The following is a 25,270-nucleotide window of genomic DNA, read 5'->3' on the forward strand; positions in this document are numbered from 1 at the left end:
TGCGGCTGACGACGCTCCGTCCGGAGCAGGCGGCGTACATCGGCGTCGAGGTCGAGGGCCCGTACAAGCCCGACCACTACCGCTACTGAGCCGCCTTCCTCAGGAGTTGACAGCCCTGCGGACCCCTGGACCAGGCCCCCACCTCATCCCCCGGGCGGGGGCCTACTCCTGTTCCCGTAGGAGACTCTCAGCGCATCGAGTCGACGGCCCACTCGGCCACGACGGCCACCGCGACGCCGACCCCCAGCACCGCGGTCGCCACCCGGGTGCGCCCCGCGCGGCTGAGGACGAGGGCGCTGCCGCAGAGGATCAGCGCGATGCCGTAGAAGCCCATGGTGAGCACCGAGTGGGTGCTGCCGAGCCGGAGCACCAGGACAGCGGCCACGGCGATCATGATGACCGCCGAGAGGACTATCCGGACGCGGCGTGCCTGGCGTGGTGTGAGCCCCTGCCGCTCCGGGCTCGAATTGGCTTCTGACATGCGTGGAAGCCTATCCGCAGCGCTCCGTGCGAGGGGCCCGGGGCCGGAAAGATCCGCAGGCTCAGGCGCCCTGTGCGGTGCCGATTCCCGCGGGCCATCGGGGCGCCGTTCCGGTGAGCTGGCAGGCCATCAGGTAAAGCGGAATGGGCGGGGTGTAGGGGCTGGCGCCTCGGGTGTCGGGGCTGCGGATCAGCCGCGGGCTGACCGCCGGAACGCACGCCCCGCGCGCATAGTGCGAGGGCAGCGGCCAGATCAGCTCCAGATCCGAGCCCGCCGGGACGATCCACCACCACCAGTTGGTGTCGGCGAAGACGCAGCCGTTGCGGGGCAGTCGGTCCAGCAGGCGGAATCCATAGCGCGCGGGCACGCCCACGGCGTCGCAGCCCATGGTGGCCGGCAGCGTGGGCGGCAGGACGAGCCGGGTCATGCGCATCTCGTCCGTGCGGCGCCCGCTCCGGGTGAAGAGCGTCGCCAGGTCTCTCAGCACGGCCGGCCGGGGCCGTAGGGCAGTTCCGCCCAGACGACGCGGCCCAGACCGGATGCGCAGTCGTGTGTGCCCCAGGCGCTGGAGACCGCTTCGACCAGGAGCAGTCCGCGCCCACGTTCCTCCTCGGCGCCGCGGCAGACCCGCGGACCGGTGGGCGCGGACCCCTGATCCTGCACGGTGATGCGCAATCGATCGACTTCGCCCAGGAGTTCGCAGGAGACCAGTTGGCCGTCGGTGTGCACGACCGCGTTGGTGACCAGCTCGGAGACGATGAGCATCGCCGTGTCGTGGACCTCGCCGCCGACGCCCCAGTCCCCCAACCGGGCAGCGGCCATCTCCCGTGCTCTGGAGACGAATTCGACGCGCGCCGGGAGCTCGAAGCCGTACCGGTTGGGGTCGGTCGCCGAGCACGGGGCAAGGAGCTGAGAGGTGAGCGCGTCACGGTTCACACGACCACTCTCCCGCTGTGGCCCACCACTTGGCAAGACCCACTCTGAAAATTGCAGAGTGGGCATATTCATGGTTGCAGGGGCGTGGCACACTGCTCGCAACAGCACGTGGGGAGGTCTCGAAGTGAGTGAACCGCGGTCCGCCCCCACCGTGGGTCAGGTCGTCCTCGGCAAGCGCCTGCAGGACCTGCGCGAGCGCGCCGGACTCAAGCGCGAGGAAGCGGCGAAGGTGCTGCGCGTGGCCCCCGGCACCATCCGCAGGATGGAGACGGCCGAGGTCGCGCTGAAGATCCCTTATGTCCAGCTGCTGCTGGGCGCGTACGGGATCCCGGAGGACGAGGCCATCGGCTTCGTGGAGCTCGCCGAGGAGGCGAACAAGCCGGGCTGGTGGCAGCGCTTCCACGACGTGCTGCCGAACTGGTTCAGCATGTACGTCAGCCTGGAGGGCGCGGCCAGCCTCATCCGTGCGTATGAACCGCACTTCGTGCCCGGCCTGCTGCAGACCGAGGAGTACGCCCGCGCCATCATGCGCGGCGGCGCCGTCGGCCAGACCGACGCCGCGGACATCGAACGGCATGTGGCGCTGCGGATGGAGCGCCAGTCGCTGCTCACCCGCCCCGACGCGCCCAAGCTGTGGGTGATCATGGACGAGACGGTGCTCCGCCGGCCCGTCGGCGGTCCCGGCGTGATGAGGGCGCAGATCGACCGGCTGCTCGAAGGGGCCCGGCTGCCCCATGTGACGCTGCAGATCGCGGAGTTCAGGACCGGCCACCACCCCGGCACCTACGGGCCCTTCGTCCTCTTCCGGTTCGCCGTCCCCGAGCTTCCGGACATGGTCTACAGCGAGTACCTGACCGGCGCGGTCTATCTGGACGCGCGCCCCGAGGTCGCCTCCCACCTCGAGGTCATGGACCGCATGGCGGCCCAGGCCGCCACGGCACAACGCACGAAGGAGATCCTCAAGGATCTCCGCAAGGAGCTGTGAATGGATCGCATATACAACGGCATGCCCGCCGCCGACCTGCCGGCCGACGGCTGGCACAAGCCGTGGAGCGGCGGCAACGGCGGCAACTGCATCGAGGCCATGAAGCTGGCCGACGGCAGAGTCGCGGTGCGCCAGTCATCCGACCCGGACGGCCCCGCCCTGATCTACACCTCCGGCGAGATCGAAGCGTTCATCGAGGGGGCCAAGTCCGGCAAGGCGGACTTCCTGGTCACCTGACCCCCGCGCACCCGGCCCCCGTCCCGCGGTCGCCCGGCTAAGGGCGCTACGCCCCCGGAGCCAGCAGCGTGGCGAGGAACCTCTTCGCCGACGAGACGTTCCCGGCGGAGTCGATCGTGCGGTACTCGATCGTGTGGGTCCCGTACTCGGGCGTCGCGTCGTCCCAGGGCACCGCGCGGGGCGTGCCGAGCTTGCCGTGGACGAGATCGTCGATGACCGTGCCGCTCGGCGTGAAGCGGTAGGGGGCCTCGGCGTCCGTCGGCCAGCCGTAGTACGTCTGCCAGCCGTCGCCGTCCACCCTGAACTGCGTCACGGTGTAGCCGTTCCGGTCGTCGCGGGCCGTCAGCTTCATGGTGAACGGGCCGTCGTAGACGTACTCCACCGGCCGTCCCGGGCGGTGCACCGTGCGCAGCGGCTTCGACAGCGCGTACGCCGCCTGGGCGGGCGACGCGTCCACCGACCAGCGCAGCTCGGCGTCCGTGCCGGCGATCTTCGCGGTGAGGGTGTGGGCGCCGGGCCGCAGTCGCAGGGTGCGCAGGTCGAGATCGCGGTCGTTGCCCGGGTTCGCCACCGGCCGGCCGTCGAGCGACCAGCGGACCGCCAGGGTCCGGTGCGCCGGGTGCGTGGTGTCGGCGTGCACCACCGTCGCCGCGCCCACCGGGTCCTGAAGGCCCGTGTGGCTGGTGAAGGCGGGCCGGACGGCGTCCGGCGGGGTGGTCGTCGCGGTGTCCACGGTCCAGGAGACCGTCCGGGTCAGCGCGGCGGAGGAGCGGATCGCCGGGTCGCGTACGAACGGCGTGGGGTCGGTGACGGAGGCCGTCAGCCGGTGCGTGCCCGGGGAGAGGCCCAGTCGGCGCAGATCGAGGGTGCGGGCGCCGTCGGCGAGCGGCAGCGGGCGGCCGTCCAGCTGCCAGGCGACGCTCAGTTCGCCGCCCAGCGGATGCAGGGTGTCCACCCACACGGTCCGGTCGCCGCCGATCGCGGCCGTGTTCGGGGTGTGGCCCTGGACCAGGCTCACCTTCGCGGAGATCTTCTGCACCATCGCCTCGCGCCCGACCTGGTCGAAGGCGTAGCCGAGGGTCTTCATGATCGAGTGCTTGCTGGGCCGCCACACGCCCTTGGTGCTGTACATCCCGCCCTCGTAGCGGCCGATGACCCCGCCGGACTCGCTCTTCTCGCCCAGCCAGCGCCACCACTTGGCCCGCTGCGCCCTCATCTGCTCCTCGGTGAGCAGGGTGTGGTGGGCCGAGGAGGGCTCGCCTGAGGTGTACGCCTCGCCGGGGACGCCGCGGGCGTAGTAGTCGTACTCGTCCTGGAGCCTGCCCAGCGAGTGGCCGATCTCGTGCGGGGTTACCAGCGAGGACAGCGCGTTGCCGCCCGACGCGGTGGCGTATGTTCCGCCCGCGCCGCCGTAGGTGTCGCTGTTGGCGAGCGCCACGATCTGCCGGTTCGCGCTCGCCGATCCGGGCACGAGGTCGGCGAGCGCGGAGGCGGCCGCGCTGTCGACGGTGAGCAGCCGCTGCACGCTCTCGGCGTTGCAGCCGCCCCAGAAGCCCATGTCCAGCGGTGTGTCCCGGCGCGGCGCGTCCAGCGAGGGGTCGCAGTCGACGCCGGACTCGGCGGAGGGGACCTCGACCGCCCAGACGTTGACGTACGAGCGGTACGACGCGAACGGCTCGGTCGACCAGAGCACGTTGAGGTGCTTGTCGACGTCCGCCCGGAACGCCGGCATCTCGGCGGCGGTGTAGCCGTCTCCGAGGAGTATCAGGTTGAAGCGCTTGTCCGCGGGCCCGGTGGTCTGCACGGGCACGACCGTGGCGGCCTCGGTGACGGGCGGCGCGTCGGCGGCCGGCTCCCGGGCGGCGGACGGGTGGGCGGCGGAGCCCAGGAGGAACGCGACGACGAGGGCGCCCGCGGTGGCGAGCCTGGCCGCTCTTCGGGCGGGGGTGCCGGGTGAGGTCATGGTGATGCAGCGTAGAGATGGGATCAACGCTCGGTAAAGACGAGCGAGTTGACCGAGTGGCCGAAGGGAGGCGGCAGGCGCAGCGGCCCGCTGCCCGGCGTGATTGAGCCCAGGACGCGGGGCGCGCGGGCGCCCGTGCAGGACGGCACGTTGCCGGGCAGCCCGTGGAAGGTCAGAAAGCCCAGCACGGCGAAGGCGTACGCCTCCTTCGCGGCGGCGGGCAGCCCCAGCTCGTCCGAGGTGCGCAGCCGGACCCCGCCGCCCAGCTCCGTGCCGAGCATGCCCATCAGCGCCGGGTTGAGCGTGCCGCCGCCCGAGACGACGACCTCGCTCGCCCCCAGCGAGCGCGCCGCGTCGGCCGCGGTCCGCGCGGTCAGCAGGGTGAGCGTGGCGATCACGTCCCGCGCCGGAAGTCGGCTGAAATCCTTCAACGCGGTGTGCAGATACGGCAGATGGAACAGCTCCTTGCCGGTCGTCTTGGGCGGCGGCAGCCGGTAGTACGGCTCCTCCAGCAGCCGGCTCAGCAGCGGCTCGTGGACCCTTCCGCTCGCGGCGAGTGCGCCGCCCTCGTCGTAGCGCGCCCGGCCGTCCGTCAGGTCCCGCACCGCCGCGTCGATCAGGGCGTTGGCCGGACCGGTGTCGAAGGCGACCGGGTCGCGCCCCGGGGGCAGCGCGGTGAGGTTCGCGATTCCGCCGAGGTTGAGCGCGACGGGCGTGCCCGGCCGGCCGCGCAGCCAGAGCACGTCGAGCAGGCTCGCCAGCGGAGAGCCCTGGCCGCCCGCCGCGATGTCGCGGGGCCGGAAGTCGCCGACGACGGGGCGCCCGGTGGCCTCGGCGATCCAGGCGGGCTGCCCGAGCTGGAGGGTGCCGTGCACCTCGCCGTCGCTCGCCCAGTGGTAGACGGTCTGGCCGTGCGAGGCGACGAGCTCGGCCCGGCCCTCGCACAGCTCCCGGTCGGCGCGTACGGCGAGCGCCGCGAAGGCCTGCCCGATGCGGGTGTCCAGCCGGCAGACCTCGGCCAGCTCGGTACGGGCGGGCGGCAGCGCCCCGGCGAGCTGCGCCCGCAGCTCGTCGTCGTAGCCCTCGCTGACCATGCCGAGCGGGGCGAGCGTCAGGACGCCCTCGTCGAGGGCGATGTCGGCGGCGGCCGCGTCGATCGCGTCGTACGACGTCCCGGACATCAGCCCGACGACCCTCATCGCAGCGGCCGCCGGTGGTCGTCGCCGCGCAGGGTCAGCAGGGCGAGCACGCTGACGGCGCAGGCGCCGGCCGCGTAGTAGGCGGGGATGTCGGCGTTGCCGGTCCGTTTGACCAGCTCGGTGATGATCAGGCCCGCGCAGCCCGAGAACACCGCGTTGGCCAGGGCGTAGGCCAGGCCGAGCCCGGTGTAGCGGACCCTGGTCGGGAACATCTCGGCGAGCATCGCGGGCCCGGGACCCGCCATCAGGCCGACCACCGCGCCGGCCGCGAGGACGCCGAGCCCCTTGGACGCCGTGGAGGCGCCCTCGTCCTGAAGGAGCGTCAGCAGCGGCAGGGCGAGAGCGGTGACCAGGACCGCGCCGGTCAGCATCACGGCACGCCGGCCGATCCGGTCGCTGAGCAGGCCCGCGGGGACGATGGAGGCGGCGAAGCCGACGTTGGCGAGGACGGTGGCGATCAGTGCCTCCTGGAACGACGCGTTCAGGGTGGACTGCAGATACGAGGGCAGGACGACCAGGAAGGTGTATCCCGCCGCCGCCCAGCCCATGATGCGCCCGGCGCCCAGCAGGATCGCCCGCACCACGTCGGCGGCGGGCGGCCGCTCGACCGGTTCGGCCTCCGTGCGGCGGAAGCTGGGCGTCTCCTCCAGGCGCAGCCGCAGCCAGAGCGCGACCAGGCCGAGCGGCAGGGTCAGCAGGAACGGCAGCCGCCAGCCCCAGTCGTGCAGCGCCTGCTCGCTCATCACGGTGGCCAGCAGCGCGGCGACGCCCGCGCCGCCGAGCAGGCCGAGCGCCACGGTGAAGGACTGCCACGAGCCGTACAGTCCGCGCCGCCCCACCGGGGCGAACTCCGTCATCAGCGACACCGCGCCGCCGAACTCGCCGCCCGCGGAGAGGCCCTGGAGGATCCGGAGCCCCGTCAGCAGCCAGGGCGCCGCCGCGCCGGCCGTGGCGTAGGTCGGCAGCACGCCGATCAGCGTGGTCGCCACCGTCATCAGACCGATGACGAGGATCAGCGTGGGACGCCGGCCGATCCGGTCGCCCAGTCGGCCGAAGAGCGCGGCGCCGATCGGCCGGAAGAAGAACGCGAGCGCGAAGGACGCGTACGTCTTGACGAGCCCTTCGACGTCGCTGCCGCCCTCGGGGGTGAAGAAGTTGGCGGCGATGACGGTGGCGAAGTAGCCGTAGACCCCGAACTCGTACCACTCGACGAGGTTGCCGACCGACCCCGCCAGGAGCGCGCGGCGCGAGCGGGCGGGCGGGGCGGGCTGTTCGGCGGAGGCGGCCATCCTTGCTTCCTGCCCCGCCGTCCGCGCCGGGACGCTCCACCCGGCCCGGACGGCCCACAGCCCCGCACGCGCGGCCGAGCCCCCTACGGCGCCGTCAGATACGCCAGGCCCGGATGCACCGCCCGGTACCCGTCCAGGAGCCTGCGCGCCACGTTCACGGAGTCCACCAGGGGGTGCAGGGCGAACGCCTTCACCGCGCTCGCCCGCGAGCCGCTCTGAGCCGCCGCCAGCACCTCGCGCTCGACGGCCTTGACCGAGGTCACCAGGCCGACCGCGTGGTACGGCAGCGGGTCGACCGCCGCCGGATGCGCGCCGTTGGCGTCCACGAGGCAGGGGACCTCGATCACCGCGTCCGCGTCCAGCGCCGACAGCGTGCCCTGGTTGCGGACGTTGAGGATCAGCGTGGCGCGCTCGTCGCGCGCGACGGCGCGCATCAGGGCCAGGGCGACCTTCTCGTAGCCGCCGGACGCCAGGTCGTCCTCGTCGCGCTCGCCCACGCCCGCCGCCTCGCGGTTGGCCGCCATATAGGTCGCCTCGCGCTCGGCCAGCGTGCCGCGCCACGCGGCCAGCGCGGGCGTGCCCGGCTTGCCCGCCTCCGCGTAGAAGGCGGCCTGCTGCTCCAGCAGATACGAGCCGCGGGTCCGCTCGGCCTCCTGATAGGCCCGTACGGTCTCCCGGTTGAAGTAGTAGTAGTGCAGATACTCGTTGGGGACCGCGCCCAGCGAGCGCAGCCAGTCGGCGCCGAAGAGCCGGCCCTCCTCGATCGCGCCCAGCGCCGCCGGGTCCGCGAGCAGCCGGGGGAGCTCGTCGCGTCCGTCGACGCGCAGTCCGCGCAGCCAGCCGAGGTGGTTGAGGCCCACGTAGTCGATCCAGACCCGGTCCGGGTCGGCGCCCAGCACCCGCGCGACCCGGCGGCCGAGGCCGACCGGCGAGTCGCAGATGCCGACGACCCGGTCGCCGAGGACGCGGGACATGGCCTCGGTGACCAGGCCCGCCGGGTTGGTGAAGTTGATGACCCAGGCGTCCGGGGCGAGCGCGGCGACGCGGCGGGCGATGTGCACGGCCGTCGGGACCGTGCGCAGGCCGTACGCGATGCCGCCCGCGCCCACCGTCTCCTGCCCCAGCACGCCCTCCGCCAGCGCGACCCGCTCGTCGGCGGCCCGGCCCGCGAGGCCCCCGACGCGGATCGCGGAGAAGACGAAGTCGGCGCCCCGCAGGGCCTCGTCCAGATCCGTGGTCACGGCGACCTCGGGCGCGTCCGGCTGCCCGGCGGCCTGCTCCGTCAGGACCCGGGCCACCGCGCCGAGCCGCTGCGCGTCCACATCGTGCAGGGCGACCTGGGTGACGCGGCCCTCGGCGCGATCGCCGAGCAGCGCCCCGTACACCAGAGGCACCCGGAATCCGCCGCCGCCGAGAATCGTGAGCTTCATGCTCGTACGCTACTCGGCGGCCGTGGCCGGGCGGGCTCGTCCTATCCCAGGTCGAAGGCGTTCCGCAGGCCCAGACGGTGGCGGACGCGGTCGCCGCGCTTGAGGAGCTCGATCTCCGGGGCGCGGAACAGCGGCTTGACCGAGCACCGGGCGGCGGGCGAGCCGACCCGGTCGAGGAGGGCGTTGACGGCGGCGCGGGCCGATGCGTTGGCGCCCTCCATGGTGGCCAGGTCGATGTCGACGCGGACGTAGTCCCCGGACAGATAGAAGTTGGGGATCCGGGTCGCGGCCTGCGGGCGGTTGTGGAAGGTGCCGACCGGGTGGACGAGGAGCTGGTCCTCGTTGGTCGGGTGCGGGGTGCCGAGGCCGTCCACGCCGGGGTCCAGGAACCAGGAGTGCAGCGCGCCGTCCTTGAGGACCGTGCGGCCGGTGTCGTTGAGGGCGGCCTTGAGCTGGGCCCACACCTCGCGGGCCACCTCGGCGCGGGTGCACTGCTTGGCGGTCTTGCCGTAGAGGATGCCCGGCCTGTCCCACTCCGAGACGTCCACCGACAGGCAGTCCACCGCGACGCCGTCGCCGTAGTCGGCCGGGAAGTCGCGCGACGGCCAGTGCCCGGCCTGCTGAATGGCCGTCAGGGACCAGGGGGAGTCGATGCAGTTGAGGTGCCCATGCAGCAGGGGCGCGCGCTCGGTCAGATAGAACTGGATGCCCGTCATCCAGTCCGTCTCCAGCTTGTCGCACCGGGCCAGCTGCGGGTCGGCCGCCCGCAGCTCGGCCCCCCAGGTCCGTCGGGCGTGCTCGACGGGCATCGCGCTGACGTAGTGGTCGGCGCTCACCGTCCGGGGTGAGCCCTGGGGGTCCTCGATCACGACGGCGGCGACCTTCCCTGCGCCGTACTTCACCTCCCGTACGGTCCAGCCGACGCGGAAGTCCACGCCCAGCCCCGTGAGATGGCCGACCCAGGGGTCGATCCACGCCTCGTTGGTCGGGGCGTTGAGGATCCGGTCGAGGGGGCCGTCCGCGCCGCGGCCCAGCGCGTTGAAGACGAAGGCCTCCAAAAGCGTGGCGACCGTGCGGGTGCTGGCCTCCTCGGCCTTGGTCGCGACGATGTTCCTGGTGAGGCCGACGGCCAGGACGCGCTGGTAGTCGTAGCTCATCCGCCCGGCCCGGATGAAGTCCCACCAGGGCGTGCGCTCCCATGCCCCGTCGCGCCGCTCGTCGCAGCTGGTGAGGAAGACCAGGCCGCGGTTGACGAAGTACGCCGTCTCGTGGACGGGGATGCCCAGGGCGGTGTCGAGCAGGGCGGTCAGCGCGCGGCGGACGTCGTCGAGGGTGAGGTCGGCTCCCTGGTGGCCGGGCCAGGGCAGCGGGATGCGCAGGTCCTCGCGCCCGGTGCGGGCGAAGGACATCTCGGGCGGCGCGACGAGGTTGTCCCAGACGCCGTTCGCGTTGCCGGGGAAGGGGATGCGCCGCATCGTGTCCGGCAGGTTGTGGTAGATCCCGGGGATGAAGCGGAAGCCGTGCTCGGCGGGCAGCGGGCGGCGGCCGCCCTTCGCGCTGTCCGGGACGTCCATGCTGCGGGCCTTGCCGCCCAGCGCCCGGCGTTCGTAGACGGTGACCTGGAAGCCGCGTTCGGCGAGTTCGTGGGCCGCGGTGAGCCCGGCGACCCCGCCGCCGAGGACGGCGACCGACTGCCCGGCGGCCGCGCCCGAGCGCTCGGCGCCCTCCGCCGCCGACGCGGCGGTCATTCCCGTAGTGGTCAGCGCTGCCGCTCCGCCGACCGCCGCCGCCCCCGCCATGAACGTCCGTCGTGAGCTGCCTGTGCGGTCCATCCCCGTCCCCCTTACCGCCGGTAACTGTCATGTCCGGCGCAGGAGCATACGGAGATCCCCTCTGACTCGGAAGCCACGCGTGCACTCCTTCGCCCAATGGCTGGAAAATGGAGTCATGTCCCGACGCCCCTCACGCTTCAAGCGCGGCCCCGCGCCCGCGCCCGCCGCCGAGTCGCCCTGCCCCTGCGGCCTGCCCGCCCCCTACGGCGAGTGCTGCGGCCGGTTCCACAGCGGCGAGGCGTCCGCCTCCACCGCCGAGCAGCTGATGCGGTCCCGCTACTGCGCCTTCGCCGCCGGCGACGAGGCGTATCTGCTCCGTACCTGGCACACCGCGACCCGGCCGGAGCGCCTCGAGCTCGACCCCGCGATGCACTGGACCGGCCTGGAGATCCAGGAGACGACGGGCGGCAGCGCCTTCCACTCCACGGGCACGGTCACCTTCCGCGCCCGCTACCGGCACCACGGCAAGCGGGGGGCGCTGCACGAGCGCAGCACCTTCGAGCGGCAGAACGGGCTGTGGGTGTACGTGGACGGGATGTTCGTGGAGTGAGTGTCTGGGCGGGCCGGGCGCGCGGACTGCGCGGATCATGGCCGGCAGCGCGCTCAGCAGAGCGCGCCGACCGTGATTCTCTCCGCCGGTGCCCGTGGGCCGGTTCCTGGGCCGGCAGCCGCTGCGCGATGCGCGCACTGAGGCCCGCAGCCCGGGCGGCCGCATGATCATCGCGCCCGGCGGCCAGGTGTTCTAAGCCCCGGCCGGTGGCCCCCGGCCCGCGGACGGGGCTTGGTCCGCCTCAATCGCCGGCGGGGCTGAGTTTTCAGCGATCCTCGCCACCGGTGCCCGTGGGCCGGGCGGCGGCCAGGTGTTTTCAGCCCCAGGGGGTGGGTTCCGTCCCGCCGGCGGGGCTGAGTTTCAGCCCGTCCGGCGTTTGAGGACACGGCCGAAGGCCGTACGGGGTCTGGGGCGGAGCCCCAGCAAGGTCGCCGCAGACCGCAGGCGGGGCTCAGGACCGCAGGACGGGCGCGGCAGCGCAGACAAGGCCCGGGCCCCAGGACGCTCGGGCCCGGGCAACCGCCTCAGTACGCGGGGCCCGGCTTGATCGTCAGCTTCGGGTTGTACGCCGCCAGCACCTTGTTCGCCCGCGCCAGCACGCTCAGCGCGTACTCCCGGTCCGCCCGGTCCTCGTTGCACAGCGGGCCCCGGAACCGGTTCACCTCGCGCACGGCGCAGTCCGCGTCGATCTCCGCCTGCAGGATGTGGACCGGCATGCACGATCCGATCAGGGCGGCGACGCGATCGGGGATCGGCACGGGGATGAGGGGCGAGGCGGTCACGGCTTAGAGTCCTTCTCTGCTGGTGCTGTCGGACGCCTGGAGGCGGCGGGTGCCTCTCCATGCCTACCGGGCGTGCATCCGGGTTTGACGGCGGGGATGTCTCTGCGCGGCAACCGTTTCCGATCACCCCGTTGATTTCTCGTTACGCGGGAGTAAGTTGCCCTCACGCATAAGTGCTGAGATCCCGTCAACTCCCCACCCGCGCACCGCGAACAGGAGCCGACCATGGGCGTACACAAGGATCTGAAGAGGGCGAGACAGCGCACGGATCTCGCAGGCCGTGCCCCGGTCGAGCTGATCAGGGACGACGGCGTGGTACGAGAAGTGCGCGCTGCGGAAATCGCCCGGCCCCCCGCCTCCGGCAGCACCGCCGACATACCTTACGCGAACGCCGAGCAGTACCCCGCATCGGTGGTCCTGCGCCGCAGGGACCAGCACGGACAGTGGCGGCCCGTCACGGCCGCGGCCTTCGCGCGCGAGGTCACCGACGTGGCGAAAGGCCTGATCGCCAGCGGTCTCGAGCCGGGCGGGCGGGTCGCTGTGATGTCCCGCACACGCTACGAGTGGACCGTGCTCGACTTCGCCGTCTGGGCCGCCGGCGGGCAGAGCGTGCCCGTCTACGCCACCTCCTCCGCCAGTCAGCTCGAGTGGATCCTGCGCGACTCGGGCGCGCGTCGGATCGTGGTCGAGAACGAGGAGCTCGCCCAGGTGGCGGCCGAGGCCTCGCGCAGGCTGCCCGAGCCGCCGCGCGTATGGCAGTTGGACGCCGGGGCGCTCGACGAACTGACCGCTCTGGGGCGGGAGTCGTCCGACGAGGAGACTCTCAAGCGGAGGGCGGCGCTCACTCCCGACACGATCGCCACCGTCTGCTACACCTCGGGCACCACCGGATCGCCCAAGGGCTGCGTCCTCACCCACGCCAATCTGCACGCCGAGGCCGCGAGCATGGTCGAGCTGCTCCACCCCGTGTTCCAGGCCGTCACCGGGCAGCGGGCCTCGACCCTCCTGTTCCTGCCGCTGGCGCACATCATGGGCCGCACGATCCAGATCGCCTGCATGCTCGCGCGGATCGAGCTCGGCCACTGCCCGAGCATCAAGCCGGAGGAACTGCGGCCGGAGCTGCAGGCGTTCAGGCCGACGTTCGTCGTCGGGGTGCCGTACCTCTTCGAGAAGATCCACGACACCGGCCGGGCGACCGCCGAGAAGATCGGCCGCGGGGCCTCCTTCGAGCGGGCCGACACGATCGCCGTGCGGTTCGCGGAGGCGAGGCTCGCCCGCTCCCTCGGCACCGGGCCGGGTCCCGGCCTTGGGTTGACGGCCGCCTGGGCGCTGTACGACCTGCTGGTCTACCGGCGGATCAGGAAGGAGCTCGGCGGGAGGCTGCGGTACGCGATCAGCGGCGGATCGCCGCTGGACCGGCGGCTCAGCCTCTTCTTCTACGCCGCCGGGATCATGGTCTACGAGGGGTACGGCCTCACCGAGACCACCGCGGCCGCGACGATCACCCCGCCCCTGTCGCCGCGGCCGGGCACCGTGGGCCGTCCCGTGCCCGGGACCGCGGTCCGCATCGCCGGGGACTCCGAGGTGCTGATCAAGGGCGGGATCGTGTTCGACTCGTACTGGAACAACCCCGCCGCCACCGCCGCGGTCCTCGACGACGGCTGGTTCGCCACCGGCGACCTCGGCGCCCTGGACGACGAGGGACACCTCACGATCACCGGCCGGAAGAAGGACCTCCTCGTCACCTCCGGCGGCAAGAACGTCTCCCCGGCCGTGCTCGAGGACCGGCTGCGCAGCCGTCCGCCGGTCGGCGCGTGCATCGTCGTCGGCGACGGCCGCCCCTATGTGGCCGCGCTGGTGACGCTGGACCCGCAGGCCGTCGCGCACTGGCTCGCCGTGCGCAAGCGGCCCGCGGACACCCCGCTCGCCGAGCTGTGCGAGGACCCCGCGATGGTCGCCGAGGTGGGCCGCGCGGTCGACTACGCCAACGAGGCGGTCTCGCGCGCCGAGTCGATCCGCCGATTCCGTATCGTCGAGGGGGAGTTCACCGAGGACAACGGCCTGCTCACCCCGTCCTTGAAGGTCAAGCGCCATGCCGTCGCGGCCGCCTACGCCGACCAGATCGCCGCGCTGTACGAGAAGGGGAGCTGAGCGCGCGGCCGTTCAGGGCAGCTGCTCGGTCCGCTCGTGCAGATGGAGGGCGCGCAGCACGCCCTCCGTCGCGAACCGGCCCTCGGGATCGGTGAGCTGGTCGCCGAAGATGGCCTCCAGGCTGCGCAGCCGGTAGCGGACCGTCTGGGGATGCACCGCGAGCAGCGCGCCCATCTGGGCGGCCGTGCCCCGGGTGTCGAACCAGATGCGGAGGGTCTCGATGAGCCGGTCGCGGCGGGTGGGGGTGAGGCCGGCCAGCGGGGCCAGCTCGCGTTCGGCGAGCTGGTCGAGCAGCGCGGGGTCCGCCAGCAGCCAGAGGGTGAGCATATGGTCCGCGCACAGGACCAGGGGGGCGTCGTCGACGACGCCCGCGTCGATGAAGTCGAGGACGCGGCGCGCCCAGCGGATCGAGTCCGCGGCGGTCGCGGTCGGCACGGTCATTCCCACGGCGGCCCGGGTGCCGTTCAACGCCTTCTCCAGCATGTGTCTTCGCTGGGCGTCGAGCGGTCCCGGGATGAGTAAGTGCGGCTGTGGAGTGCTGAGTTCGACCAGGACATCGTTGTCGAGATCCGATCCGGACAACTGCGCGGGCGTGCGCAGGGCGACCAGGGTGACCCGTTCCGGCAGCGGCCAGCCCGTCTGCTCGGACAGCTCGGCGATGGCCGTGCGGGGCACGGGCGGCCCCGCGAGGATCAGATGGAGCAGCCGGCGGCGCAGCGTCTCCTTCTTCTCCACGGAGTGCGACTGCACCTCCAGATAGCCCTCCCTGGTGAGTGCCTCGATCTCGTCGACGTACGCGAACAGGGCGTCGGCGAAGCTGAGCATGAGCGTGGGGGAGAGGTTGTAGCGCCGCCCGATCCGCTTCGCGCGGCGCAGCGCGACCCGCGCGCCCAGCCGGTACGCGCCCTGGAGGGTCTCCAGCGTGCGGCCCTCGTACGCCTCGTACCGTCCGAAGCGGCGGCACATCTCGTCGCGCAGCGGCGAGGGGGCGGACGGGGAGGCGACCTGGTCGACGAAGACGGAGATGTTCTGCTCGACGCCGATCTGGATGGCCTGGCCGTACGGGCCGTTGAGGAGCCGTGCGTACTCGGGGTAGGCGCGGGTGACCTCGATGCCGATCTCCCGGATCAGGCTGGGCAGTTCGGGCCGGATGATCGCGGCGAACTCCTGGGGGAGCGGTCCCAGCGGCTCTCCCGCGTCCGACGGCTGTGTGCTGCGTGAGTTCCTCGACATGCCTTCTTCTCCCCTCGATCTCCGGGCGTCCGGTGGGGGATGGAACGGTGGGGGGAAGCGCTCCCACGGACCGACATGCGTGACGCGTTCGTGGGAGCTGAACATAGACCAGACCAGGCCCCGTGCACAGCGGTTGGGACAGGGCGAGATCCAGCGGGCGGCGACCGGGGCGCTGCCCCGGACCCCGCGCCTCAATCGCCGGCGGGGCTGAATGTGCGCGCCCACGCCCGGGAGACCCAGCGCCTCCGGCGCGGGGCTGAATGTGCCCGGGAAACCCAGCCCGTTGGGGGTCTCCCCCCCCCGGACGAAGTCTGGGGGAGATTGAGGACACGGCCGAAGGTCGTACGGGGCGCAGCCCCCGCGGGCGCGTGGCGCGCCCTGTGGGCGGGTGGGGCGAGAGTGCTCACTTCCGGATAAGAACCCTTCTCGATCTCCTGACGCGGCGACAAGAAAATACCCGCTGGTAGGAACAGTCCAGGAAACTCTGGAACCGCTATTGCGTGGCCGGTTACCCGCTCGTAACGTCACTTCCGCAAGGCGCGCGACCGGGTGGCCGAAAGAATTCGACCCGCGTTCCACGAAGTGAGCCGCAATCGCTTTTCAGCCTGTCGCGGGGAAATCCCCAGCCGGACGAATTCGTCCACGGCCGAAACCGCTGTAGGCGAAGAGCGGTGAATCAGGTACGCCACACCCTTGAAGGGAACTACCCGTGCGAAGAATCGCCAGAGGCACCATGATCGCCACGGCTGCGCTCGCGGCCGCCCTCGGACTCACCGTGACATCGGCTTCCGCCACCTCCCTCGCCACCTGGACCGTGACGCCGGGCGGCGGCTTCACCGCCCTCGCGGTCAACCCCACGCTCAGCGTCCCGGCGGCCACCCTCCAGTGCGCCTCATCCGCCGCGTCCGGCACGCTGGCGACCGGGTCCGGCAACGCCGGCGCGAACATCGGCCAGATCGCCGACCTCTCCTTCGACCAGTGCTCCGTGGCCGGCATCGACTTCGAGGTGACCAGCACCGGCTTCCCGTGGGGCCTCAACGTCTCCGAGGTCAGCGCCTCCGACCCGGACGCGGTGGACGGCTCCATCACCGGCGTCCGGGCGCACATCAGCGGATCGCTGTGCGAGGCGGACTTCACCGGATCGGTGACCGGCTACTACAAGAACGGCACCAAGCAGCTGGTCATCAACGCCGGCACGCTGGTCGCGTCGAACGCGGACTGTCTCGGCCTGATCAACGACGGCGACGCCGCGCTCTTCGAGGCCGCGTACGACGTGACGGGCAATCACACCATCACCAAGGACTGACCCGGCGAACCGGCCCCGGGACCCGCTGCCAGGGCGGGCCGCGGGGCCACCCGGCGGACGAGCAGCCGCGGGGGAGAGGAGACGGCGCCCATGAGGGGGGAGGAGCGATGAACCGCGTCCACGGCGGTCGGCGGCGCTCGGCGCGCGTCGCCGCGCTCGGCGCCGCGGGCCTGGTGGCCGGGCTGCTGGCCGGCCCCGGCTCCGCCGCGCAGGCCCGCGACGTCAGCGTCTTCGTCGCCTACCGGTGTGCGTTCCCCTCCGGAGTCCACGATGTGCGGGCCGACTTCACCGGCGCGTTCCCGGACGCCGGCGCGGTCGACCGGCCCATCCAGCCCGGCGAGACGACGGTGAGGCTGACCGTCCCCCGCGCGGCGCTCGACGGCGCCCTCCCGCAGGGCGCGTCCTCGCTCGCCGCCGACGCGACGCTCACCGCGCACATCGCGCAGAACGGCCGTACGGTGCAGGCGAGCTGGGGCCCGCTCGGCGCCGCCCCCGCTCCCGTGCCCGAGTCCCAGGACCTGGAGCTGGAGCACCGCGGGCCCGTGCCCTCCGTGACCGTGACCAGCCCGGGCGACGTCCGCTTCGCCGCGGGAGACCTCACGCTCGCGCTGCGCCCCGCCGCCGCGGAGGGCGGACAGGACGAGCTGACGCTCCCGCCCGTCGACTGCGAGGTCGCCGAGGGCCCAGACGCCCTGCTCGCGACCGTGCCCGTCCCCGACGACGGCGCCGCCACGCCCTCGCCGGCGCCGCAGCCGTCCGCGTCGAACGGCGAGCCGGGAGAGGGCGACGCCGGCGAGCCGCAGGAGGGCATCGCCGTGGCCCCCACTCCGTCGGGCGCCGCCCCCGGCGACGTCTGCCCCAAGGAGCTGCCCCCCGGAGGGATCGACGAGAGCTTCGTACCGCAGCCGCCGCCCGGCGCCCCCGTCGTCGTCAGCAACCTGGCGGGCCGGCACGGCTGCGCCTACGCGGTCGGATTCGCCAACGTCGCCAAGCTCGGCGGCGCGATGATCGTCAACGATCCCGCGAAGAACCCCCAGCTGATCAATGTGCTGACCACCGTCCGCACGGCACAGCGCCAGCCCTCCAAACCCGGCGGCTACTACTTCCGGATCGACTCCTTCGGGGAACTGCGCCTGGCCGACGCCGAATCCACCTTTCTCACCTTCGGATTCCAGCCGGTGACCGCCAAGGTGGAATTCACCAACGGGCCGCTCACCATCTCGACCGGATCCATCGGCTCGCCTCCGAACAGAGTCAACTTCGCCGTCTCGGGCTTCTATCAGTCGCTGCGCGTCTACGACGTGAAGATCAATGGAACGCCCTTGGACGTAGGCCCCGCCTGCCGTACCGCACGGCCTTTCCGTGTCGTCCTGCACGGAAAGTTCCCCGACTATGTGAACGTCCTCATCGGCGGTCCGATGAGCGGGACCGTGACCATTCCCGAGTTCTCCGGCTGCGGAACGGGCGGCGAGGACCTCGACCAGCTGTTCAGCGCCGCCCTGTCCGGCCCCGGAAACCTCGTCGCCATCAATCAGGGCAATGTCTGCGTCCCCGTGCAGCCGGCCCTGTGCCCACCGAAGATCCCCCGACTTCCCGGACAGGACTGACCCCCCTCCCGGCGGCCTCGCGGCCAGACCCCCGCGGCCGCGAGGCCGCCGCCCCAAAGAAGCTCGTCACTCTCGAAACGCGTTCGCAGCCATTGCGCAGTCATCTGGACTGGGAGGTGAGATGGGAATCGAGGTAGTGGTCGACGGCCTCACCAAATCCTTCGGCAGGCAGAACATCTGGCAGGACGTCACGCTCACCCTCCCGGCCGGAGAGGTCAGCGTCATGCTCGGCCCCTCGGGCACCGGGAAGACCGTGTTCCTCAAGTCGATCATCGGGCTGCTCAAGCCCGAGCGGGGCCGCGTCCTCATCGACGGCGTCGACATGGTCAACAGCCCGGAACGCGATGTCTACGAGACCCGCAAGCTCTTCGGCCTGATGTTCCAGGACGGCGCGCTCTTCGGCTCCATGACGCTCTTCGACAACATCGCCTTCCCGCTGCGCGAGCACACCCGCAAGAAGGAGGCCGAGATCCGGCGCATCGTCATGGAGCGGATGGACATGGTCGGACTCGTCGGCGCCGAGGGAAAACTGCCCGGCGAGATATCCGGCGGCATGCGCAAACGCGCCGGCCTCGCCCGCGCCCTGGTCCTCGACCCCCAGATCATCCTCTGCGACGAGCCCGACTCCGGCCTCGACCCCGTCCGCACCGCCTATCTGTCCCAGCTGCTCATCGACCTCAACGCGCAGATCGACGCGACCATGCTGATCGTCACCCACAATCTCGACATCGCGGCCACCGTCCCCGACAACATGGGCATGCTCTTCTGCCGCAACCTCGTCGCCTTCGGGCCGCGCGAGGTGCTGCTCACCAGCGAGGAGCCGGTCGTCGCGCAGTTCCTGGGCGGCCGGCGCGAAGGCCCCATCGGGATGTCGGAGGAGAAGGACGCGGCGACCCTCGCACGGGAGCAGCGCAGCGGCGCCGGCGCGCACCCGGACGGGCCGCGCCCCCTCGTCCCCCAGCTGGAGCCGTCGCCCGGCCTGCCCGTGCGCCAGGCCGTGCTGCGCCGCAGGGAGCGCGTGCTCGCGATGCTGGCGCAGCTGCCCGAGGCCGCCCGCACGGCTATCCTGGCCAGCTACGCGCCCGCCGGCGGCGGGGCCGCCCCATGAGCGCGCAGCTGCCCGTGCGGCCGTCCTCTCCGGGCGAGCCGCACCGCCCCCCGGCCCCGGCGCCCGAGCCGCCCAGGCCGCCCCTCAAGGCGCTCGCCCCGCTGCGGGAGACCGGGAGGCTCTTCGCGCTCGCCGTCGCCGTAACTCGGGCGATCTTCCGCAGGCCCTTCCAGCTGCGGGAGTTCATCGAGCAGTTCTGGTTCGTCGCCAGCGTCACCATCCTGCCCGCCGCCCTGGTCTCGATCCCCTTCGGCGCGGTCATCGCCCTCCAGGTCGGCTCGCTCACCCAGCAGCTCGGCGCCCAGTCCTTCACCGGCGGCGCCAGCGTCCTCGCCGTCGTCCAGCAGGCCAGCCCGCTGATCGTCGCCCTGCTGATCGCCGGCGCGGGCGGCGCCGCGATCTGCGCCGACCTCGGCTCCCGCACCATCCGCGAGGAGCTGGACGCGATGGAGGTCATGGGCGTCTCGCCGATCCAGCGGCTGGTCGTGCCCCGGGTGCTGGCGACCATGCTCGTCGCCGTGCTCCTCAACGGCATGGTCTCCGTCGTCGGCACCCTCGGCGGCTACTTCTTCAACGTGATCATGCAGGGCGGCACCCCCGGCGCGTACCTCGCCAGCTTCTCCGCCCTCGCCCAGCTGCCCGACCTCTACATCAGCGAGCTCAAGGCGCTGGTCTTCGGCTTCATCGCGGGCATCGTGGCCGCCTACCGGGGCCTGAACCCGCGCGGCGGCCCCAAGGGCGTCGGCGACGCGGTCAACCAGTCCGTCGTCATCACGTTCATGCTGCTGTTCTTCGTGAACATGGTCCTCACGGCGATCTATCTCCAGGTCGTCCCCGCGAAGGGGGGCTGAGCGATGCCGATGCTCGGCTGGCTGGACCGCTCGGGCGACCAGCTCGTCTTCTACGTACGCGCGTTGATCTGGATCCCCAAGACCCTGCGCCGCTACCTCAAGGAGGTCCAGCGCCTGCTCGCCGAGGTCGCCTTCGGCAGCGGGGGCCTCGGCGTCGTCGGCGGCACCGTCGGCGTGATGATCGCGATGACCCTGTTCACCGGGACCGTGGTCGGCCTCCAGGGATACGCCGCCCTCAACCAGATCGGCACCTCCGCCTTCACCGGGTTCGTCTCCGCGTACTTCAACACCCGGGAGATCGCCCCGCTGGTGGCCGGACTCGCCCTCTCCGCCACCGTCGGCGCCGGCTTCACCGCACAGCTCGGCGCGATGCGCATCAACGAGGAGGTCGACGCGCTCGAGGCGATGGGCGTGCGCTCCATGCCGTACCTCGTCACCACCCGCATCATCGCCGGGGTCGTCGCGATCATCCCGCTGTACGCGATCGGCCTGCTCAGCTCGTACGTCGCCTCCCGCTGGATCACCGTGGTCTTCAACGGCCAGTCCGCAGGCACCTACGACCACTACTTCCGACTCTTCCTCTCCCCGGACGACGTGCTGCTCTCCATGCTCAAGGTGCTGGTCTTCAGCGTGATGGTGATCCTGGCGCACTGCTACTACGGCTTCCGGGCGAGCGGCGGCCCGGCCGGGGTGGGCGTGGCCGTGGGGCGCTCCGTACGCAACGCCATCGTGCTGATCAGCGTCACCGACTTCTTCCTCTCGCTCGCGATCTGGGGCGCGACCACGACGGTGAAGGTGGCGGGATGAAGGCGACCACCGTGCGCAGACGCCTGGCCGGCGTCGCCTTCCTGCTCGTGCCCGCCCTGCTGGTGCGGCTGTCGGTGGCGGTGTACGACAAGGAGTTCGCCGACGACGCCACGGTCACCGTCCTCGCGGGCGCGGCCGGCAACGAGATGCACCCGCACGCCGAGGTGAAGCTCCGCGGAGTGGTGATCGGCGAGGTCCGCGACATCCGCGCCGACGGCTCGGGCGCGCGGCTCACCCTCGCCGTCCAGCCGGACCAGCTGCGCCGGGTGCCGGCCGACGTACGGGCCCAGATGCTGCCGACCACGCTGTTCGGCGAACGGTTCGTGGCGCTCGTGCCGCCCGCCCGCACCGCCTCGCAGCGCACCCTGAAGGCCGGCGACACCATCCCCCAGGACCGCTCCAGCAACGCGATCGAGCTGGAGCAGGTGCTCGACAACGTGCTGCCGCTGCTCACCGCCGTGCAGCCGCACAAGCTCTCCGCCACCCTGACCGCCGTCTCCCAGGCCCTCGAAGGGCGCGGCGACCAGCTCGGCCGAACGCTCCTGACCCTCGACGCGCATCTGAAGAAGCTCAACCCCCAACTGCCCGTCCTCAACCGGGACATCGCCCAGCTCGTCAAGGTCAGCCATCTCTACGCGGACGCCGCGCCGGACGTGCTGAGGGCGCTCACCGACTTCTCCGTCACCAGCGGCACCATCGCCGACCAGCACGCCGAGCTCGCGGGCCTCTACGGCGCGACGACCGCCTCGGCCCAGGACCTCACCGCCTTCCTGCGGCACAACCGCGGCAACCTCGTGCGGCTCGCCTCGGTCAGCCGCCCCACCCTCGAGCTGCTCGCGCGGTACTCGCCCTCCTTCCCCTGCACCCTGCGCACCCTCGCCGGCTTCGTGCCCGCGATGGACAAGGCGCTCGGCAAGGGCGGCGACGAGCCAGGACTCCATGTGAACGTGACGGCCGTCCCCTCCCTCGGCAGGTACCTGCCCGGCAAGGACGCCCCCGTCTACGCGCCGGGCGGCGGGCCGCACTGCTACTCCGTGCCGTACACGGCAAGGCCCGCCCCCGCCGCCGCGGCAGCCGCCGACGAGAGCCTCGGCCTGCCCAACTCCCCCGAGGAGAACCAGCTCGTCAACGAACTGCTCGCGCCCGAGCTGCGCACGTCGCCCCAGGAGCTGCCCGACTGGAGCACCGTGCTGACGGGCCCGGTCTTCCGCGGAGCGGAGGTGAGGCTGAGATGAGCGCAGGCACTCCGGGGCGCCGCGGCATCCTGGGACCGCTGCTGAAGTCGATCGCCTTCATCGTGGCGACGGTCCTGGCCACCACCGTGCTGGCGTTCTCCATCGCCGACACGGGCGTCGGCGACACCTCCCCGTACAAGGCCCGCTTCCTGGACGCCACCGGTCTGATCGAGGGCGACAGCGTAAGGATCGCCGGCGTCAAGGTCGGCCAGGTCGATTCGGTGAGAGTGGCCGACCGGCGGGTCGCCGAGGTCTCCTTCAGCGTTCAGAAGGGGCGCCGGCTGCCCGCGTCGGTGACCGCGTCCATCAAGTACCTGAACATGGTCGGCCAGCGCTACATCGACCTCGACCAGGGCGCGGGACCGGTCGGACGGCACTTCGCCGCCGGAGACGTCATCCCGCTGGAGCGCACTGCCCCCGCTCTCGACCTCACCCAGCTCTTCAACGGCTTCCAGCCCCTGTTCGAGGGGCTGTCGCCGAACGAGATCAACGATCTGGCCGGCTCCATCGTCCAGGTCCTCCAGGGCGAGGGCGGCACCGTCGACAGCCTGATCGGGCACATCGGCTCGCTGACCCACACGATCGCGGCCAAGGACCGGGTGATCGGCGAGGTCGTCAAGAACCTCAACACCGTCCTCAAGACCGTCAACGACCGCGAGGCCGGATTCGACGACCTGGTCGACACCCTGCAGAAGCTGGTCACCGGCTTCTCCGGGGACCGCAGGCCCCTCGGCGAGGCCGTCGCCGCCATGGGGTCCCTGACCACGGTCACCGCCGACCTCCTCGAGGACGGCCGCGCGCCGCTGAAGAAGGACATCGCCGAACTCGGCCGGCTCTCCCAGCGCCTGGGCGACAACACCCCGGCCGTCGAGTCCTTCCTGCGCAAGACCCCCGCCAAGATGCGGGCGATCAGCCGGATCGCCTCGTACGGGTCATGGCTCAACCTCTATCTCTGCGAGGCGAAGGTGAAGGGCGTCGCCACCTGGGACGGCAGCGAGCCGCCGACCGGCATCGGCATCACCGAGTCGAGGTGTCTGGGATGACGACGAACAGACTCCGCCCGAGCCGGCCGCGCCGCCTGCGCCTCGGCCCGATCAAGCCTGTACGGGAGCGCAGTCCGGTCGCCGTCGGCGTGGTCGGCCTCCTCGTCCTCACGCTGCTGGCCCTCGCCGCCTACCGGGCGGACTCCCTGCCGTATCTCGGCGGCGGGACCGTGTACACCGCCGACTTCACCGAGGCCGCCGGACTGGACGCGGGCGACGAGGTGCGCATCGCCGGAGTGAAGGTCGGGGAGGTCACCGAAGTCGGACTCGACGGCGCCAAGGCGAAGGTCGCCTTCAGGGTGAAGGACGCCTGGATCGGCGACGCCAGCACCGCGGCCATCGCCATAAAGACGCTGCTGGGCGAGAAGTACCTGGCCGTCGACCCGCTGGGGACCCGCAGCCAGGTCCCCGGCGAGCGGATCCCGGCCGGCCGCACCACCTCGCCGTACGACGTCACCCAGGCCTTCAACGGCCTCGGCGAGACCATCGGGAAGATCGACACCGACCAGCTCGCCCAGAGCTTCGAGACGATCTCCGCCGCCTTCGAGAACTCCCCGCCCCACGTCCGCAGCGCCGCGACCGGGCTCTCCGCGCTCTCCAGGACCGTCTCCCAGCGCGACGCACAGCTCGCCGAGCTGCTGAAGGGCAGCAAGCGGCTCAGCAAGACCCTCGCCGGGAAGAAGAGCAGCTTCGAGACGCTGCTGGAGGACGGCAGCCTGCTCCTCGGCGAGATCCAGGCCCGGCGCGACGCCATCCATCTGCTGCTCACCGGGACCAAGGACCTGGGCAGGCAGCTCAGCGGCGTCGTGGAGGACAACAAGGAGCAGCTGAAGCCCACCTTGGACGCGCTGAGCAAGGTGACCGCCGTGCTCCTGAAGAACCGCACGAGCCTCGACCAGACGCTCGCGCTGGCCGGGCCGTACTACCGGCTCGTCGGCAACACCCTCGGCAGCGGGCGCTGGTTCGACAGCTATGTCTGCGGGCTCGTGCCCCGGCACTATCTGCCCGCCGGCACGCCCCCGACGACCGGGTGCATGCCGCCCAAGCCGCAGAACAAGCCCCAGGGCGAGTCCCAGAGCAAGCGTCAGAGCGAGTCCCGGAGCACGCCTCGACCCGAGCCCAAGACCGGGGGCGGACCCTCATGAACCGCAAGCGGATCACCGGAATCTGCGCCGGACTCGCGGTCGTCGCCGTCGCCGCCGGCTCAGGGGTCATGGCCCTGGAGCAGTCCGAGTCCACCCGTATCACCGCCTACTTCGACCGCGCGACCGGCGTCTACGAGGGCTCCGACCTGCGGGTCCTGGGCGTCAAGGTGGGCGTCGTCGACAGCGTGCGGCCCCAGGGCGACCAGGTGGAGGCGGTCCTGCTGCTCGACGAGGACGTGCCCGTGCCGGCGAACGCGCACGCCGTCGTCGTCGCCCCCAGCGTCGTCGCCGACCGCTACATCCAGCTCGCCCCCGCCTACACCGGCGGCGAACGGATCGAGGACGGGGCCGTGCTGCCCGCCGACCGCAACGCGATGCCCCTCGAAGTCGACCAGCTCTACGCGTCGATCACCGAGCTGAGCCAGGCGCTGGGGCCCGAGGGCGCGAACGCCGAGGGCGCGCTGAGCGGGCTCCTCGACACCGGGGCCGCGAACCTCAAGGGCAACGGCAAGGCGATCGGCGACTCCATCGAGCAGTTCTCCAAGGCGGCCAAGACCCTCGACGGCCGCAGCGGCGACCTCTTCGCCACCCTCGAGTACCTCCAGTCCTTCACCGCGATGCTCAAGAAGAACGACGGCACAGTCGCCCGCGCCGAGCAGCAGCTGGCCGCCGTCACCGGCTTCCTGGCCGAGGACAAGGAGAACCTGGGCGCGGCCCTCAAGGAGCTCGGCACCGCGCTCGGCAAGGTGAAGGGCTTCATCCGGGACAACCGCGGCAGCCTGAAGGAGAACGTCGACGCGCTCGTCCCGCTCACCCAGACCCTGGTGGACCAGCGGGCCTCGCTGGCCGAGGCGATGGACACCGCGCCGCTCGCCGCGGGCAACGCGCTCAACGCGTACGACCCCGTGCACCGCACCCTCAACGGCCGCGCCTCCGTCAACGAGCTGAGCTACGGCCCCGAGATCGTCGTACCGCCCGACATCGGCTCGCTCGACGGCCTCGCGCCGGTCGGCGAGGCCCGCAGACGAGCGCTGCCCGTCCTGCCGCTGCCGCCCGTCGGAACGGTCTACGGCACCCCGCAGAAGGGGGCGTCCCGTTGA

General features: G+C 72.0%; 24 protein-coding genes. 14 read left to right on the top strand and 10 right to left on the bottom strand.

The features are described from left to right. The coding region (locus tag AB0M39_RS32495) for an adenosylhomocysteinase (RefSeq protein ID WP_365370172.1) at positions 1-89 on the top strand (89 nt) is incomplete at its 5' end. A gap of 98 nt (positions 90-187) precedes the next feature. On the opposite strand, the gene AB0M39_RS32500 is transcribed toward AB0M39_RS32495, so the two are convergent. From AB0M39_RS32500 to AB0M39_RS32510, 3 genes are all read right to left on the bottom strand, one after another. Then, the gene (locus AB0M39_RS32500) at positions 188-481 is read right to left on the bottom strand and encodes a hypothetical protein (protein WP_365370106.1); all 294 of its coding nucleotides are present in this window, start codon (positions 479-481) and stop codon (positions 188-190) included. 61 nt (positions 482-542) lie between these two features. Then, on the bottom strand, positions 543-914 hold the full coding sequence (locus AB0M39_RS32505; RefSeq protein ID WP_365370174.1) for a hypothetical protein: 372 nt from the start codon (positions 912-914) through the stop codon (positions 543-545). Positions 915-961: 47 nt separating this feature from the next. After that, a complete protein-coding gene (locus AB0M39_RS32510; protein ID WP_365370108.1) occupies positions 962-1,417 on the bottom strand; it encodes an ATP-binding protein in 456 nt (151 codons plus the stop codon). Positions 1,418-1,541: 124 nt separating this feature from the next. On the opposite strand from AB0M39_RS32510, the gene AB0M39_RS32515 reads away from it, so the two are divergent. Next, the gene (locus AB0M39_RS32515) at positions 1,542-2,402 is read left to right on the top strand and encodes a helix-turn-helix transcriptional regulator (RefSeq protein WP_365370110.1); all 861 of its coding nucleotides are present in this window, start codon (positions 1,542-1,544) and stop codon (positions 2,400-2,402) included. Beyond that, positions 2,403-2,639: a DUF397 domain-containing protein gene (locus AB0M39_RS32520; protein ID WP_365370112.1), complete on the top strand. Its 237-nt coding sequence runs from the start codon at positions 2,403-2,405 to the stop codon at positions 2,637-2,639. A gap of 46 nt (positions 2,640-2,685) precedes the next feature. Here the strand turns inward: AB0M39_RS32520 and AB0M39_RS32525 are convergent, their stop codons facing one another. The 5 genes from AB0M39_RS32525 to AB0M39_RS32545 form a co-directional block, all read right to left on the bottom strand. Beyond that, complete coding sequence (locus AB0M39_RS32525) at positions 2,686-4,602, bottom strand: M64 family metallopeptidase (RefSeq protein ID WP_365370114.1); 1,917 nt, start codon at positions 4,600-4,602, stop codon at positions 2,686-2,688. A 23-nt stretch (positions 4,603-4,625) separates the two neighbouring features. After that, positions 4,626-5,801 carry an anhydro-N-acetylmuramic acid kinase gene (locus AB0M39_RS32530; RefSeq protein ID WP_365370116.1) on the bottom strand — a complete coding sequence of 392 codons (1,176 nt, stop codon included), beginning with the start codon at positions 5,799-5,801 and terminating at the stop codon, positions 4,626-4,628. Further along, on the bottom strand, positions 5,798-7,090 hold the full coding sequence (locus tag AB0M39_RS32535; RefSeq protein WP_365370118.1) for an MFS transporter: 1,293 nt from the start codon (positions 7,088-7,090) through the stop codon (positions 5,798-5,800). Before AB0M39_RS32535 ends, AB0M39_RS32530 begins: the two co-directional genes overlap by 4 nt. Positions 7,091-7,173: 83 nt before the next feature. Further along, positions 7,174-8,520, bottom strand: coding sequence for a 6-phospho-beta-glucosidase (locus tag AB0M39_RS32540; protein ID WP_365370120.1), 1,347 nt, complete (start codon positions 8,518-8,520; stop codon positions 7,174-7,176). Positions 8,521-8,561: 41 nt separating this feature from the next. Then, positions 8,562-10,352 carry an FAD-dependent oxidoreductase gene (locus AB0M39_RS32545; RefSeq protein ID WP_365370122.1) on the bottom strand — a complete coding sequence of 597 codons (1,791 nt, stop codon included), beginning with the start codon at positions 10,350-10,352 and terminating at the stop codon, positions 8,562-8,564. A 115-nt stretch (positions 10,353-10,467) separates the two neighbouring features. Here AB0M39_RS32545 and AB0M39_RS32550 point away from each other — a divergent pair, with 115 nt between their 5' ends. Beyond that, positions 10,468-10,902: a YchJ family protein gene (locus tag AB0M39_RS32550; protein ID WP_365370124.1), complete on the top strand. Its 435-nt coding sequence runs from the start codon at positions 10,468-10,470 to the stop codon at positions 10,900-10,902. Positions 10,903-11,426: 524 nt separating this feature from the next. On the opposite strand, the gene AB0M39_RS32555 is transcribed toward AB0M39_RS32550, so the two are convergent. Next, positions 11,427-11,684 (bottom strand): hypothetical protein, encoded by a 258-nt coding sequence (locus tag AB0M39_RS32555; protein WP_365370126.1) that lies wholly within the window; start codon positions 11,682-11,684, stop codon positions 11,427-11,429. A 225-nt stretch (positions 11,685-11,909) separates the two neighbouring features. Here AB0M39_RS32555 and AB0M39_RS32560 point away from each other — a divergent pair, with 225 nt between their 5' ends. Further along, positions 11,910-13,835, top strand: a complete 1,926-nt coding sequence (locus AB0M39_RS32560; protein WP_365370128.1) for an AMP-dependent synthetase/ligase — start codon at positions 11,910-11,912, stop codon at positions 13,833-13,835. 12 nt (positions 13,836-13,847) lie between these two features. On the opposite strand, the gene AB0M39_RS32565 is transcribed toward AB0M39_RS32560, so the two are convergent. Further along, entirely contained in the window at positions 13,848-15,068 is a 1,221-nt protein-coding gene (locus AB0M39_RS32565; protein WP_365370130.1) for a helix-turn-helix domain-containing protein, read from the bottom strand. A gap of 733 nt (positions 15,069-15,801) precedes the next feature. Here AB0M39_RS32565 and AB0M39_RS32570 point away from each other — a divergent pair. The 9 genes from AB0M39_RS32570 to AB0M39_RS32610 all read left to right on the top strand — a co-directional run bounded on the left by AB0M39_RS32570 (position 15,802) and on the right by AB0M39_RS32610 (position 25,270). Continuing rightward, a complete protein-coding gene (locus AB0M39_RS32570; protein ID WP_365370132.1) occupies positions 15,802-16,374 on the top strand; it encodes a hypothetical protein in 573 nt (190 codons plus the stop codon). Positions 16,375-16,481: 107 nt separating this feature from the next. Next, positions 16,482-17,981, top strand: coding sequence for a DUF6801 domain-containing protein (locus AB0M39_RS32575; protein ID WP_365370134.1), 1,500 nt, complete (start codon positions 16,482-16,484; stop codon positions 17,979-17,981). Between the two features lie 121 nt (positions 17,982-18,102). Next, positions 18,103-19,089 carry an ATP-binding cassette domain-containing protein gene (locus AB0M39_RS32580; RefSeq protein ID WP_365370136.1) on the top strand — a complete coding sequence of 329 codons (987 nt, stop codon included), beginning with the start codon at positions 18,103-18,105 and terminating at the stop codon, positions 19,087-19,089. Next, positions 19,086-19,940, top strand: a complete 855-nt coding sequence (locus AB0M39_RS32585) for an ABC transporter permease (protein ID WP_365370138.1) — start codon at positions 19,086-19,088, stop codon at positions 19,938-19,940. Before AB0M39_RS32580 ends, AB0M39_RS32585 begins: the two co-directional genes overlap by 4 nt. A gap of 3 nt (positions 19,941-19,943) precedes the next feature. Further along, entirely contained in the window at positions 19,944-20,747 is an 804-nt protein-coding gene (locus tag AB0M39_RS32590; protein ID WP_365370140.1) for an ABC transporter permease, read from the top strand. Further along, entirely contained in the window at positions 20,744-21,982 is a 1,239-nt protein-coding gene (locus AB0M39_RS32595; RefSeq protein ID WP_365370142.1) for an MCE family protein, read from the top strand. The genes AB0M39_RS32590 and AB0M39_RS32595 overlap by 4 nt, the downstream gene beginning before the upstream one ends. After that, positions 21,979-23,025: an MCE family protein gene (locus AB0M39_RS32600; RefSeq protein WP_365370144.1), complete on the top strand. Its 1,047-nt coding sequence runs from the start codon at positions 21,979-21,981 to the stop codon at positions 23,023-23,025. Before AB0M39_RS32595 ends, AB0M39_RS32600 begins: the two co-directional genes overlap by 4 nt. Continuing rightward, positions 23,022-24,170, top strand: a complete 1,149-nt coding sequence (locus tag AB0M39_RS32605; RefSeq protein WP_365370146.1) for an MCE family protein — start codon at positions 23,022-23,024, stop codon at positions 24,168-24,170. Before AB0M39_RS32600 ends, AB0M39_RS32605 begins: the two co-directional genes overlap by 4 nt. Further along, positions 24,167-25,270, top strand: coding sequence for an MCE family protein (locus AB0M39_RS32610; RefSeq protein ID WP_365370148.1), 1,104 nt, complete (start codon positions 24,167-24,169; stop codon positions 25,268-25,270). Before AB0M39_RS32605 ends, AB0M39_RS32610 begins: the two co-directional genes overlap by 4 nt.

It is taken from the genome of Streptomyces sp. NPDC051907, from assembly GCF_040681075.1.
Classification (GTDB): domain Bacteria; phylum Actinomycetota; class Actinomycetes; order Streptomycetales; family Streptomycetaceae; genus Streptomyces.